12 protein-coding genes are annotated in these 13,277 nt (G+C 50.7%); 3 read left to right on the plus strand and 9 right to left on the minus strand.

The genetic code is table 11. The features are described 5' to 3' along the window. The first annotated feature begins 176 nt into the window (after positions 1-176). The gene (locus ACOZB4_RS21215; protein ID WP_379414687.1) at positions 177-788 is read left to right on the plus strand and encodes a hypothetical protein; all 612 of its coding nucleotides are present in this window, start codon (positions 177-179) and stop codon (positions 786-788) included. Between the two features lie 165 nt (positions 789-953). On the opposite strand, the gene aspA is transcribed toward ACOZB4_RS21215, so the two are convergent. The 3 genes from aspA to ACOZB4_RS21230 all read right to left on the minus strand — a co-directional run bounded on the left by aspA (position 954) and on the right by ACOZB4_RS21230 (position 4,715). Continuing rightward, a complete protein-coding gene (gene aspA / locus ACOZB4_RS21220; RefSeq protein WP_379414777.1) occupies positions 954-2,384 on the minus strand; it encodes an aspartate ammonia-lyase in 1,431 nt (476 codons plus the stop codon). A 247-nt stretch (positions 2,385-2,631) separates the two neighbouring features. After that, entirely contained in the window at positions 2,632-3,999 is a 1,368-nt protein-coding gene (locus tag ACOZB4_RS21225; RefSeq protein ID WP_379414780.1) for a sensor histidine kinase, read from the minus strand. Further along, positions 3,996-4,715, minus strand: coding sequence for a response regulator transcription factor (locus tag ACOZB4_RS21230; RefSeq protein WP_379414689.1), 720 nt, complete (start codon positions 4,713-4,715; stop codon positions 3,996-3,998). The genes ACOZB4_RS21225 and ACOZB4_RS21230 overlap by 4 nt, the downstream gene beginning before the upstream one ends. A 158-nt stretch (positions 4,716-4,873) precedes the next feature. Here ACOZB4_RS21230 and ACOZB4_RS21235 point away from each other — a divergent pair, with 158 nt between their 5' ends. Beyond that, on the plus strand, positions 4,874-5,599 hold the full coding sequence (locus ACOZB4_RS21235; protein WP_379414691.1) for a hypothetical protein: 726 nt from the start codon (positions 4,874-4,876) through the stop codon (positions 5,597-5,599). Between the two features lie 103 nt (positions 5,600-5,702). On the opposite strand, the gene ACOZB4_RS21240 is transcribed toward ACOZB4_RS21235, so the two are convergent. Together ACOZB4_RS21240 and ACOZB4_RS21245 are read right to left on the minus strand one after the other, a co-directional pair. Continuing rightward, a complete protein-coding gene (locus tag ACOZB4_RS21240) occupies positions 5,703-6,620 on the minus strand; it encodes a polysaccharide deacetylase family protein (protein ID WP_379414693.1) in 918 nt (305 codons plus the stop codon). Beyond that, positions 6,592-7,914, minus strand: a complete 1,323-nt coding sequence (locus ACOZB4_RS21245) for an MFS transporter (RefSeq protein ID WP_379414696.1) — start codon at positions 7,912-7,914, stop codon at positions 6,592-6,594. Before ACOZB4_RS21245 ends, ACOZB4_RS21240 begins: the two co-directional genes overlap by 29 nt. 214 nt (positions 7,915-8,128) lie before the next feature. Here ACOZB4_RS21245 and ACOZB4_RS21250 point away from each other — a divergent pair, with 214 nt between their 5' ends. Then, the gene (locus tag ACOZB4_RS21250) at positions 8,129-8,845 is read left to right on the plus strand and encodes a DUF421 domain-containing protein (RefSeq protein ID WP_379414782.1); all 717 of its coding nucleotides are present in this window, start codon (positions 8,129-8,131) and stop codon (positions 8,843-8,845) included. Between the two features lie 49 nt (positions 8,846-8,894). Here the strand turns inward: ACOZB4_RS21250 and ACOZB4_RS21255 are convergent, their stop codons facing one another. The 4 genes from ACOZB4_RS21255 to ACOZB4_RS21270 all read right to left on the minus strand — a co-directional run bounded on the left by ACOZB4_RS21255 (position 8,895) and on the right by ACOZB4_RS21270 (position 13,174). Next, entirely contained in the window at positions 8,895-9,926 is a 1,032-nt protein-coding gene (locus ACOZB4_RS21255; protein ID WP_379414698.1) for a copper amine oxidase N-terminal domain-containing protein, read from the minus strand. A 166-nt stretch (positions 9,927-10,092) separates the two neighbouring features. After that, the gene (locus ACOZB4_RS21260) at positions 10,093-10,692 is read right to left on the minus strand and encodes a TetR/AcrR family transcriptional regulator (RefSeq protein WP_379414701.1); all 600 of its coding nucleotides are present in this window, start codon (positions 10,690-10,692) and stop codon (positions 10,093-10,095) included. A 28-nt stretch (positions 10,693-10,720) separates the two neighbouring features. Beyond that, positions 10,721-12,169 carry an MDR family MFS transporter gene (locus ACOZB4_RS21265; protein WP_372238799.1) on the minus strand — a complete coding sequence of 483 codons (1,449 nt, stop codon included), beginning with the start codon at positions 12,167-12,169 and terminating at the stop codon, positions 10,721-10,723. A gap of 285 nt (positions 12,170-12,454) precedes the next feature. After that, positions 12,455-13,174, minus strand: a complete 720-nt coding sequence (locus tag ACOZB4_RS21270; protein ID WP_379414703.1) for a glycerophosphodiester phosphodiesterase — start codon at positions 13,172-13,174, stop codon at positions 12,455-12,457. Positions 13,175-13,277 lie beyond the last annotated feature (103 nt).

The following is a 13,277-nucleotide window of genomic DNA, read 5'->3' on the forward strand; positions in this document are numbered from 1 at the left end:
GCAGATGGAGTCTGCTGGTAAACTTAATAGAATGTGAACATGGCAGCGTTCATCTTAACATTTATGAAAATATACGGGATAAGCAGAACTTTGGAAGCATATTCTTTTATTCTTCTCCTGGTTATGTAACTCTTTACAGGAAATATCCGTTTAGGATGTAAAGGAGATGAGAATCCATGTTCAAACCCAATATTGCGTACCTGTTCCTCATAGCCGTTCTATTTCTTGGAACAGCCTGCTCGAGCAATCAAGCTGAAACGCCGACTTCATCATCTGAACCTGCGACTACTGCAGTGATTGACTATAACAGTACGGCGGAGAACGTATTTTCATTATATAAAGCGGAGGAGATGAGTAGCGAGGATAAAGTCAAGAACATGCTTGCTCAATTGGAAGGCATAGACTGGACAGAATATAACCGCCTGAGTAATGGCAAAACATTGGCGACTCTTGAGCTGCTGTATACCCACCGCTCCCTTATCAAACCCGAGCATCACAGAAGCCTGTTCCTGGCAACAACAAATCTCGACGGCGCCTCTGCCGAGCAATATGCCGCCATCGCAGGAGAATTGTTTACCAAAGACACGGAAGGCGTAGTTCAAGCACTTGCTGATTTGAGTGACGATGCTAACAGGCAAAGCGTCATTTCGAGTATTGCTTACCATCTTGGTTACCAAGATGTTTCACAGGTGAAACAAGAGCTCGAACAATGGCAAACGAATAAGGGGCTGGGGGAGCCCGAGAAAAACGTCATCTCCTCCCTTATAGCTGCACTTAACAATCCATAATACCAATCATATCTTTGCCCCTGCTGCGTCATATCTTCACACTGGACTCAAACGGTTTCACAAGCTTTATCTATGTCATCAACCCGAGATAACCGACAGCGAAAAAAAGCCGACCAAGATCTACATCTTGGTCGGCTCTTTATATCGATAAAACAACGATACACCTTATTGGTTTAGCAGGAACTCTTCTCCGGCAATGCCTGGAGATGTCATATGGTAAGGGTCCAGGATGACCTGGATCTGTTCCTCTGTCAAAAGACCCTGCTCCAGAATAATCTCCCTGATGCTCTGGCCTGTCTTCTGCGCTTCCTTCACGAGTCTGGAAGCTACGTCATAACCCAGATGCGGGTTCAATGCCGTAATAATGCCGTAGCTGTTATCCACGAAGTATTTGCAGCGTTCCTTATTCGCTGTAAGATCGACCATCAGATTCTTGTAGAACACATCCATGCCGTTCTTCAGAATTTTGAGCGAATGCATCAAGTTGTTCGCCGCAACCGGAACCATGACGTTAAGCTCGAATTGTCCGGCTTCGCATGCCAAACTGATCGTATGGTCATTGCCGATAACTTGAAACGACACCTGGTTCATGACCTCGGCCATCACCGGATTGACCTTGCCCGGCATAATCGACGAACCCGGTTGTCTTGCCGGCACGTTCAATTCGTTCAAGCCCGCTCTCGGGCCGGAAGCCATCAAGCGGATATCGTTGCACATTTTCGAGAAGTTCACGGCACACACTTTGAGCGCAGCCGACAATTCCATATACGCATCGGTGTTCTGGGTGGCATCGACCAAATCCTCGGCTTGCTTCAAGGAGAAGCCTGTCTGCTCAATCAAATGCTGGACAACGCTGTGCATATAGTCAGGTGTTGCATTAAGCCCCGTACCTACGGCCGTCGCCCCCATATTAACGACTAACAAACCTTGCGCCGCCCGCTCGATCCGATTGATGTCACGCGTCAAAACATTGGCATAAGCCCCGAACTCTTGTCCGAGTCGAATCGGTACCGCATCCTGGAGATGCGTGCGCCCCATCTTGATGACATCGTCAAATTCCTTGGCCTTCTCCTGAATGCCGGCAACCAAGGTTCGGAACACCTCAAGCAGATTCTGCGTCAGACGGTAAGACGCAATACGGATCGCCGTCGGGATGGCATCGTTCGTGGATTGCGACATATTGACATGATTATTAGGATTGCAGTAGAAATACTCAGCCTTCTGTTTTCCCAAAATTTCCAACGCGCGGTTCGCCAAGACCTCATTCATATTCATATTGATCGAAGTGCCTGCACCGCCCTGGATGGAATCGACAATGAATTCGGAACGGAGATTGCCCGCGATGATCTCGTCTGCCGCCTCTATAATGGCACTGCCTATCTTTTTCGGCAGCAGGCCAAGCTCCATGTTCGCCAGGGCTGCGGCTTTCTTAACCTCGCCCAGTGCAGAAATCAATTCTGCATGAATGGGTACCCCGCTAATCGGAAAGTTCTCTACCGCCCTAACCGTATTAATGCCGTAATAGGCTTCCACAGGAAGCTGTTTTTCCCCCAGAAAATCTTTTTCAATTCGATACTGCATATCCATGGACAACATCACCATCGCCTTTTGATTATTTTGTATCTTGCTTGTCACCTGTTATCATCCAGCTTGCCCGGATATATACAGAATTCTGCCTTCTAACTTGAAATCCTCTATAGCTTACGCGTTTTGTTAGAGAATATTGAATGATATGTGCGAATACGCAAAAAAAGAGACTTTATTTAAGTATAAATACCCAAAAAAGTCCCTCTTACCCCATCGTGAGCTTTCATTCGTGAATATTGATTGGGGCACACATGAATTAGACTATGCTGGTCTTCCTATACGGAGGGAATCCTACCGAGATGACGGCCCCACCCTCTGTGCGATTCCCTGCCGTGATCAGACCTCCGCAGCGTTCCACAATGGCGCGGGCAATAGCCAGACCCAGACCGGACTCCCCGTTCTTGCCCTTCACAAACCGGTGGAACAAATACGGAAGAAGCTCCTCGGATATGCCTTCACCATCATCGGAAACGGTGAGTAATACCCGGCCATTTTGGATACCGGCTTGAATGTATATATGCTTGCTCGCGTGCCTTGCTCCATTCGATACGATGTTCAGGAGCGCCTGCAGCAGCTTATCCCGGTCAGCATACACCATTAACGATTCGTTATCGCCGTAGGCAGGATGCACGAACAATCCTTTTTTCACCAAGACCGGATTGACTCTTTCGATCGTTTCCTCCACGAGCTCCTTCAAATTAACCGCCGTTGCCTTAAATATATCATCCTCGCTGTCCAGCTTCGCGAGCAGCGTCATCTCCGTTACGATATTCTTCATGCGGCTGCTCTCACTCATAATGATATCCAGCCCTTTGCGGATCTCTTCCCCTTCGAATACTCCGTCCCGAATTCCCTCCGCATATCCGGAGATGGACATGAGCGGCGACTTCAGCTCGTGGGATGCGTTCTGGAAGAATTGCTTCTGCACATGATTGTACCGCTCCAGTTCACCCGCCATTTCGTACACAGACTCTGCCACTATGCCGATTTCTCCGCTTGCCGGCACCCGCTGAACTTCGGAGAACTGGCGCTCTTTCACCTTCTTCAATTCCTCCCGCAGCAGCATGAGCGGCTTAATCAATCTCTTGGTGATGAACAAGCTTAAGATAACCATAATTACGCCCCCCACAGCAAATACGAGCATCAAACGCCCCATCAGCGCCTGCTCAATAGCCTTGATCTTGCTGATTGGAGTAATCAGCGTTACCGTTCCTTGGGGAACTGCCGTAACCTCTGTGAGATACGTATCATTCTTGATGGCAGATTGGAAGGATGTCATCGGATAGTCCGGCAGGACCTGCGCAACCTCACTATACGGATAAGTAGGAACAGCTGACATCGGAGCTACCACATTTCCTTGTGCATCTTGAATAATGACTTCCACATCCGCAATCCGGGAAGCAGCATAGCCACTGACAGCGATCGGCGTGCTATCGATTGGAAGACTCTGTGCAGCGGCCGTCTCCAGCTTTGCCGATAGTTCGGCACCGATGGACTGCATGTCCTTGCGCTGCGTACCGATAAAGTGATCCAGCAGCACGTAATGAATGACGACAGCCGTAACGGAAAGCACGAGTATTAACGATAAAGCAAAAGCAAGATTGATCTGATGCACCAGCTTCATATCAACGTTTCCTCCCCATCCGTTCTCATTCGGTATCCATGTCCCCATATCGCCTCAATCGGCAGCTGCTCCACTTTCTTGCGCAGCCGTTTGATGAGATGGTCGACCGCGCGGTCGCTTCCAAAATAGTCGTCCCCCCATACGGAGGTCAGCAGTTCGTCTCTGGTAAACGCACGGTTCGGATGCTCGGCAAACACTTTCAGCATCTCGAATTCTTTGTTGGTCATATCCACTTCTCCCCCGTTCCAGAACACGCGCCGCTCCTCCAGCATTAACTGAAGCCGCCCATTGCTAAGCTCCGGGGAAGCCGCCGCAAGCCGAGGGGGACTCTCCACATGATTGAATTTGTACCATCGGTTTAGCTGCCGTTTGATTCGGGCAACCAACTCGCGGGGGCTGAACGGCTTGACCATGTAGTCATCGCTTCCCAGCTCAAGCCCCAATATTTTATCCACTTCGCTGTCCTTGGCAGAGATCATGATGATCGGGACCTCGGCTTCCGCTCGGATCCGCCGGCACAATTCGAAGCCGTCCATGCCGGGCAGCATAATATCTAGCACCCACATATCCGGCGGGTTCGTTCTCCACATCTCCCAGCCTTCCTCCGCCGTGCCAAGGCCCACCGTCCGGTAGCCTTCCTTACGCAAATAAGCTTCCACCAAATTTCGAATATGCTGATCATCATCCACAACGGCGATGAGATAGGATTGGTTCATATAAGTACCTCCGAGCTTAATCTCCTCTCAGTATACCAAGCGGCACGAAGCGAATGGGGAATGCCATTGTTTTTCCACAAATACACCAATGTTCTGCCAATGCTGACTCGTACACTGGGTACTGTAAGACAAACCAAACCGATAAGGAGTGTTATACGATGAAACACAAACTATTTGGCAAGCTCGCCCTATCCGCTGCCCTTCTTGGAACAGCAGCTCTTCCAGTCCATGCCTCGGGTGCCGAGACCCCAAGCGATGCACCGAACCAAACAGGTAAAAGCGCCCCCGTTGCCACCACGGCAACGATTTCCGTTATGCCGAATCCGTTGGAAGTGGCTGAGAAATACGCCCCGGAAACGGTTCAGGACTGGAAGGAAACGCTGGAGAAGTACGGCAAGCTTGTCGGAGCCGAGGGAACCTTCTTGTTCTCGGAGGCTGCTGCTGTCAATGCAAATAACGGAGATGCACAGCCGGTTACGGGAGATGGCGAATTCGGAATTGCAATTGCCGTGATGGCTACTCCGGCTGCAGATATCAAGGGAGTCATGGACAGCGGGGATATCAAGGAATTCAAAGCGATCAAGGAGCTTGCCCCTCTGGAAGGTACAGCTATCAAAGTAACGGAAGCCGTGAAAACCGACGCCGGCGACGGGAAACACGACGTGATCCATGGCGAGACAGCCAGTTTGAAGGCAGTGAAGATCAGTGATGCAGAAAGTTTGGAAGTGAAGATCAGTGATGAGGATCTGGCGTTCATCCATGCCAGAATCGACCTTTTCAAAGCCGTGGATTCCAAGGACTCCGACTCTATCAAAAAGGCACTGACGAAATTGCTGGACCAATACAAGGAACAGATCGCCAAGCTGGAAGCTGAAGCGAAGTAAGGTTATACGGAGCAGCATATGTCGGCGCAAGCCGATCCTACTTAAAGCACAAACAACCCTTGCCGGTGCCGCGGCAAGGGTTGTTCTTCTGTATAGGCCTATATCACGATTTTTTCGTCATGACCTTCATCAGCTTAACAGCCGAGCGCACGCGGGGCCGCTTTAAGTGCTCTTCCACATAGCGGTAATCCGTCAGGATCACTTTGGCATCCCGGAGTCCGTAGGCAAAATCGTCATCGAACAGCAGCCGATACTCCCACACCCGCTTCTCCCAATTCGGGATATTCGCCAGCATCCATTCATCTTCCGCTCCTGGATGGACATAGGTTTCGCTGACTCCTTCAGGAAGTCTGTACAGCTTATCGATGAGCGATTGCTTGAAGCTTTCGTAGGTCTCTCCATCGACAACAGGAAACGGATGCGAGAGCAGATAATCCGGGATTGGCACGCCAAACGTATCAGCAAGGCCTGAGGCGAGCGCAACCGGACGCTCGATATTCGCCAGCGAGCTGAGCAGCGGATCCTCCGGGTAGATATAGCGGAACAATCGTGCGGGGAGGCGCCAACGCGAAGTCTTCCACAGCATCTGCGGAATGAGGCTTCGCCCCGTTTCCATCCCGTACAGGCTGCCCATATGATTATCCACATGACTGATCCGAATGCCGGCCTTGCTCGCAAGCCGGTACTGCGCCTCCAGCTCTTTTAACACGGCACCTGTCTCTGCCCCCCGTTCAAACTCCGGAACGGTCCGATATTGATGACCGCTGGCGTCATGAAGGGAGGAATGCCCCGTCAAGCTGCGCCATCGCAGAGCCTCAAATTCGCTCGTCAAGGTCAGATGCAGCCCCACATTGGATTGGCGTCGGCGTGCGGCCCAGGAGGCCGCCTCTTCAAAGCCGGGAGCCACGGTCATGATGGTTGCCGAGGAGACTTTGTTCTCCTCCAGCAGATGGCGAATCGCCTCATTCATGGCCTTGCTTTGCCCGAAATCGTCACAGTTGATGATCAGTCTTCGCTCCATGGTCGTGTCCGCCTCCTATAGTTTTTGAAAATTCGATTTTGGTTGCAAACGATAACAGAAAGGAAATAGCCAGCAAGCACAATGGAACGACACTGATCAAATACCTGAAGGTCGATTCCGGATCACTTCCCGGATTGTCACCGCTTTCATATCCGAATATCATGCCTACCACAAAAAATGCCAGGGCAGAGATCAATCCGCTGGAACGCGTAATAAATCCGCTGACAGCCGTATAGATCCCCTCTCTGCGCAGCCCCGTCCGCTCCGCATCCTCGTCGATGATGTTGCCGCTAACCATGGCCGGCGTTACCAGAAATCCCGCCAGACCGAACCCAACGCCGATGCCTGCCAGAATCCCGCTGATCAGATCGTAACCAAACCAGAGCGGAATGACCGAAAGGCCATACACGCCGAGCGACAACCGCCATGCTCTCACACCATCCATTCTTCGGATCATCCAATACCAGACGAATACCAGCGGAATGACCGATACAAACACGGCTGCCAGCAGAATGGATACTTGATTGTCCGGGATGCTGAGCACGTATTTTGCATAAAATGGGATCGTCGAGCTTATCAGTCCATTCACCGTCTGGGCAAAGGAGTTGGAGATGTTAAACACCCAAAACTTCTTGTTGCGCAAGGTTTCGCGGAACGCCTGGACGAGCTTGAGCGGCTCGCTTGCGCTGTACGCCTCCCGCTCCCGGACGCTCATCATGCAGAGGAACATAAACACGCCGAACAGCAGCGCGTACAGAATCGCCATATTCGAGAACCCCATGGCATCATAAATGATCGGGGTAAGCGCGGTGCCGATCAATAGAGCCACGACCTGGTAGCCCTGCTGAATGGCCGAGGCCTTCGCCCGGATGCGGTCTCCGCGGAACAGCTCGGGGAACAGCGCTCCATAATTGACCCATAATACGGTTGCAACAGCTTCGTACAAGATAAGGGCAACCAAAAACCACATAAATAGTCCGTTCTGCGACAACCCTTCCGGCGGCGAGAACACGAGCACGAAGGTCAGCATGAACAGCGGAATGGCGCCGAACACCCACGGCCTGCGCCGTCCCAGCCGGGTATTGGTTCGATCGGACCAATACCCCATGAGCGGATTATTAACCGCATCCCAGATCAGAAATACGGTTCGTGCCAAGGATGCAAGCCCAATGCCTAGACCCAATGTATCCACGTAGAAAAAGATGTAAAAGGAGCTGAACGCCTGGCTCGGGACCATCATGGCAAACATGCCAAGCGAAAATGAATACGGCGAATTCACCCAACTGCGCTTCATCCGTTTCCCTCCATCCGTCATGGACGATTTTGTTGTACAGTATTCTGCGGATGGCACGAATATACCTGCCTATGCGAAGGCTAAGTTGATTACGCCTACGGAACCGGACAATAGCCACGATGGGATCATAGAATTGGATGAGCATACATATTTTTCATGGCATCGGCCAACCCTTCTAAATAAGACCATAAAATTTTCAGAAAGGGTCTGTGCCATGGAACTCCTCAAAGATCTTCTGTTAGTGCTTGGAAGAATTTATACCATCTACCTGCTGCTCTTGGGCGTTACCTTATTCATGGGCCGCCGCTCCATCGGCGAGCTTCCCGTGTTTGACTACATCATCATCCTGTCGCTCGGTTCCGTGATCGGAGCAGACATCGCAGATCCAAAAATCGAACATATCCATACCGCCTTCGCGATCGTCGCCATCGGCGTGTTACAGAAGATAGCCTCTGTCCTTCATGTGAAGAGCCGGCGCATCGGCAAGTGGATTACGTTCGAACCGATGATTGTCGTTAAAGACGGGCAGTTCATTTATCCGAATTTGAAAAAAGCCCGATACTCCATCGATAACATTTTGCAAATGCTGCGCGAGGAGCAGATATTTGACATAGCTGAAGTCGATATGGCGGTATTGGAGCCTAGTGGCGTCTTATCCATACTGAAAAAGATGGAGAAGACCGCCGTCACGCTGGAGGACCTGAAGTTAAAACGTCCGAATTCCGGGCTGTCTTACGCCGTCGTCAAAGAAGGACGCATTCAGACGATCACCCTCCAAAAATTAAACCTTACCGGGAAATGGCTGGAGACTCAGCTGGATGAGCGGGGAATCCCGCTCGATCAGGTGTTCTTTGCTTCACTCGATGAACAGAAGCGTTTAAACATCACCGTCTACGATAAGGAGATCCCGATCCCTCCCCTGTATCATTAATGATCCACAACAAGCCTGGCGCTACCGCCAGGCTTGTTGTGTTCGTGACTTATTGAAGAACGATTTTAATGGCATTGCCGATCGGAGGCAGGCTCTTGGTCAGCACGGGGCTGTAATAACCGATAATCTCCGCATCGTCGGTCAATTCAGTAGCTTTCAAGGTTTTACCGTCTTTATTCACGACGACCGTCTCGGGTGTCAGATTCAGGATCACTTCGCTCGGCGATTGTTCCGTTAGTCCTTTTCCCTTGATCGTAACACGCAGGTTACCGCCATCGGCATTGATATCCGTGATGACACCAGCTGTAGCGAGCTGGTCCGTCTCTTCCTTGTCCGACTTAACGCTGATTTCAAATGCATAGGTCTGAGGAGGCAGGCTCATGGTCATCGCCATGCTGTGAACCGCTTCAATCTTCATGTCTTTTGCAAGATCCTTAAGCTCGATCTTCTTGCCTTCCGCATCGCGGATGACGGTGTTCTCATCCACGTTCAGAACAATTCCTTCGGTTCCCGTGCCGTTAATGTGAACGGCTTTACGATCTTCATTATTAATAATTTCACTGATTGTACCACTCACGGTTTCCTTCTTAACATCTTCTTCGGACGAGATGCTCACCTTCGTGCCATCAACCGATACGTTAGCTTGGAGCACTTCGCTGAAGAAATTAGCCGGAACATAGAGCGTGCCCTTCACATTTACAGGCGCAGCGCCGAGAGACTTGTACATTTTGTTAACCGCATACTGGTCTTTACCCGTTTGCACGAGGGTCCAGATCGGGGAGCCCGGTTTAGTTAGCTCCGCGGAGCGGTCCTCTTGATTCCAGCCCAGTTCAAATCCGAGCGCCTCGGATACGCTCCGCAGCGGGATCATGACCTGCTTCGCATCGGCGTTCATATAACCGGCGCCGGCCACTTTCTTACCGTTAACCAGAACCCCATAATCAATTGCAGCCGATATCACGACCGGTTGTTGTTCCTGGTTGCCTCCAGCCTGGGGTGCTGCATAAGCCGCTGCGCCACCAGAGACAGCGATGGCCGCAACCATCAATGTCGCCGCTTGCTTCTTCCATTGTTTATTCATGCTCATCATCCTTTCTAGGTGCCTTAAATTATCATGTACTACTATACTGACGGGCGTATTTGCCAAATGTTGCAATGAAATGATAAGCGAATGTGGAAGATCGTACGCAGAAAGGCCGTTCCGGGATAGACTTATCAAGTCTTCCGAAACGGCCTCTTTATCTGACTTAGCGATGGATAAATAGCGGGTCAACAAAGCTTCTGCAATATTCCTCCGCAATCTGCTCCGCGCTGTATCCCATATCACGCATGTAGAGAATGATATCCGCGCGCGGCAGAGATGCGAGCATCACAGAGGTAAACTGAGGGTCAAGCGGCATCAGTACTCCCTGCTCCGCCGCACGCTCCAGCAGGCGCTTAATCTGAAACCGTAAAAACGTGAAGGGCGGGTTCTCGCACATAATGTTCTTGGTTTCCTCCAGACGGTCAGAGGTCAGCATCACCCTTAGCCACTCCAAATCTTCATTGAAATGCAGAATGACCTTTGTCATCACCGTCCGCAGCCGATGAGCCACCGGTTCACCTTCGCTGCTCTGAAGGTAAACGTCCAGCCCCTCCATAAACCGATCGATCTTGGCTTCCATCAACGTGAAGCAGATCTTGCTCTTGCTGGGGTAACGGCGGTACAAGGTGCCTTGCCCGATCCCGGCTGTTTTCGCCACTTGATGCATGGAGACGTCCTCGACTCCGTATTTATTAAATAAAGCCTGAGCCGTATCCAAAATCTTTTGACCCAACTCGTCATACTCTTTCGGCAATGCACGCATCCCTTTCTAATTTGAACACACGGGAACCTTATGCAGCAGACTGTTCTTCTTCAACGGGTGAAGTTGTACGTTTAACAAATAAGCCCAGTACTAAAGCGATGATTGCAAGAACAAGTCCGATTACAAAAGCATTATGAAGACCGGCAACCATGCTCTCTACCGGATTGAGATCCCCGGTTGTTTCAACGTAATTTTTAGCACCTGCTGTCATGATGCTGATAAAGAGCGCCATACCTACGGCTCCTGCTACCTGCTGCAGTGTATTCATGATGGCTGTTCCATGCGGATACAGCAAGCGCGGCAGCTGATTCAACGCTGTAGTCTGGGCCGGCATCATAACCATCGAAATCCCTATCATCATCATAACATGAAGGAAGATGACATAACCACCGGTCCATGAAGAGTCGATGCGCGAGAACAGGAAAATGGCGACGCTCAAGAGAGCAAGACCTGGGATAATCAGAACTCTCGGTCCGAATTTATCGAATAGCTTTCCTGTAATCGGCGCCATCAATCCGTTGATGATACCGCCTGGCATCATGACAAGGCCAGCTGCAAGCGCAGTTAAGCCCAGTGCGTTCTGCAGGAACAATGGCAGCATGATCATGGTGGAGAACATGCTCATCATCAGCACCAGCATCAGCACAGTTACGAGCGAGAACATCGGAAATTTGAAGGTACGCAGATCCAGCATCGGTTCCTTCATCTTCAGTTGGCGCCATACGAAGAGCAGCAAGCTGATAGCCCCTGCCGTAATGCACCATACTACCTTCGGATCAGACCAAGTGCCTTCTCCGGCACTGCTGAATCCATATACGATACCCCCAAAACCGATAGTAGACAGAATAATCGAGATATAATCAACCTTCGGCTTGGTCAGTATCGATACGTTCTTAAGGAAAACCGCTGCAAATGCAATGGAGAACGCAGCAAGCGGAATGACCAGATAGAACAACCAGCGCCAGTTCAGCGCGTCCACGATCAAGCCGGACAGCGTCGGTCCGATCGCCGGGGCAGTCATGATGACAAGACCGATCATCCCCATGGCAGCTCCGCGATTCTGAGGCGGATAAATACTAAGTATCGTGTTCATCAGAACTGGCAGCATAAGCCCCGTTCCGACCGCTTGCAGGATACGCCCTACCAGCAGCACCCCAAATACCGGTGAAAAGCCGCAAATAATCGTACCTATAAGAAATAGCGTCATGGCGCCTATAAACATCTGTCTTGTCGTGAACCACAGCTGCAGCAGCGCCGTGACTGGCACCAGAATACCGACAACCAGCATATAGGATGTTGAAAGCCACTGTACCGTAGACTCTCCAATACCAAACTGCTCCATCAAGCTTGGGAAAGCGATGTTCAGCAGTGTCTCATTCAAGATGGAAACGAACGCGCCAATAATCAGCGCGGCAACAATCGGCCCTCTCTTTATTTTGCTTAAATCAATCTTGGCCGAACTTGGCCCCACTCCCATATCCAAGAGCTTATCCTCCCTTATCTCTGTATACACGGACAATTGTCCGGTAATGCGTTTTTTATTGTAACGGACAATTGTCCGCAGGTCAACTGAAAATTTTCATTGAATTTTCAATAAAAGAAAAATGGATGCCGTCCATGGTACGAATCCGCTGGGTCATGCAGTGGACACACATAGAATTACGGGCTGTTATCTTCTTCACAAAAAAAGGATCCGCCCTACGCCGCAACCTAGGACAGATCCTTCGATATTAGTATTTACGCACGTCGGCTCCGTGAGCCGTTACGCGTTCAGCGCAATCTTCTCCTTGTATACTCTGGCCCAGCCCTCCAGATTGTTCGTAACGATCAAGAGCTCAGGGTATTGGGCAAGAGATGCCAGTACAGCCTCATCATCCGGCGTCCAGACAATGAGCTGAACCCCCCGCTTGCGCGCTTCCTCCATAAATGAAGGGGTCACGTACACATATTTAACGGACACATAACGAGCGCCGATCTCCTCCAGGTAAGGGAATACCGATGGCGTAGCTCCATATATCACCAGGCCCAGCTCGATTTCAGGGTCCAGGGAACGTGCTCGTTCAATGGAATAATGATCGAAGGAAGTGAGGAATACCTGCTTCTCCATGCCTGTATCCTTGATCACGTCAATAACCTTTTGTTCCAGGCCGGGATAGGTATCCCCCATCTGCTTCAGCTCAATGTCAACGATCATCCGATCCTTGGCAAAGCGCAGAGCTTCCTCCAGCGTGGGAATGACCTCTCCTGAACCTGCATCCAGCTTGCGTATTTCCTCCAGCGTGAAGGCATTGATTGCCCCTGTTCCGTTGGTCGTCCGGTTTACCGTTGGATCATGGATCACAACAGGCACGCCGTCCTTCGTCAACTGGACATCCAGTTCCAGGTGCGAGAAGCCAAGCTCCAGCGCTTTCCCAAAGCCCAGCATCGTGTTCTCCGGGTATTTCAGCGGATATCCTCTATGAGCCAATCCCCGTACTTCCATGTGCCATTCCCTCCATATTTAAGTCGATTGATGGCCTCGATCACGGCCAGTACCGTACGTTAACGGACTGAGTTACGTAATCGGGATACCATTTGAAGCTCTA

This window comes from Paenibacillus sp. NPDC058898 (genome assembly GCF_049316025.1).
Taxonomy (GTDB): Bacteria; Bacillota; Bacilli; order Paenibacillales; family Paenibacillaceae; genus Paenibacillus_AQ.

What these genes read in the sequence shown, in the direction of transcription:
- ACOZB4_RS21215 (WP_379414687.1), top strand. Translation starts at nt 177, where the DNA reads ATGTTCAAACCCAATATTGCGTACCTGTTCCTCATAGCCGTTCTATTT.
- aspA (WP_379414777.1), bottom strand. Translation starts at nt 2,384, where the DNA reads ATGTTGTCCATGGATATGCAGTATCGAATTGAAAAAGATTTTCTGGGG.
- ACOZB4_RS21225 (WP_379414780.1), bottom strand. Translation starts at nt 3,999, where the DNA reads ATGAAGCTGGTGCATCAGATCAATCTTGCTTTTGCTTTATCGTTAATA.
- ACOZB4_RS21230 (WP_379414689.1), bottom strand. Translation starts at nt 4,715, where the DNA reads ATGAACCAATCCTATCTCATCGCCGTTGTGGATGATGATCAGCATATT.
- ACOZB4_RS21235 (WP_379414691.1), top strand. Translation starts at nt 4,874, where the DNA reads ATGAAACACAAACTATTTGGCAAGCTCGCCCTATCCGCTGCCCTTCTT.
- ACOZB4_RS21240 (WP_379414693.1), bottom strand. Translation starts at nt 6,620, where the DNA reads ATGGAGCGAAGACTGATCATCAACTGTGACGATTTCGGGCAAAGCAAG.
- ACOZB4_RS21245 (WP_379414696.1), bottom strand. Translation starts at nt 7,914, where the DNA reads ATGAAGCGCAGTTGGGTGAATTCGCCGTATTCATTTTCGCTTGGCATG.
- ACOZB4_RS21250 (WP_379414782.1), top strand. Translation starts at nt 8,129, where the DNA reads ATGGAACTCCTCAAAGATCTTCTGTTAGTGCTTGGAAGAATTTATACC.
- ACOZB4_RS21255 (WP_379414698.1), bottom strand. Translation starts at nt 9,926, where the DNA reads ATGAATAAACAATGGAAGAAGCAAGCGGCGACATTGATGGTTGCGGCC.
- ACOZB4_RS21260 (WP_379414701.1), bottom strand. Translation starts at nt 10,692, where the DNA reads ATGCGTGCATTGCCGAAAGAGTATGACGAGTTGGGTCAAAAGATTTTG.
- ACOZB4_RS21265 (WP_372238799.1), bottom strand. Translation starts at nt 12,169, where the DNA reads ATGGGAGTGGGGCCAAGTTCGGCCAAGATTGATTTAAGCAAAATAAAG.
- ACOZB4_RS21270 (WP_379414703.1), bottom strand. Translation starts at nt 13,174, where the DNA reads ATGGAAGTACGGGGATTGGCTCATAGAGGATATCCGCTGAAATACCCG.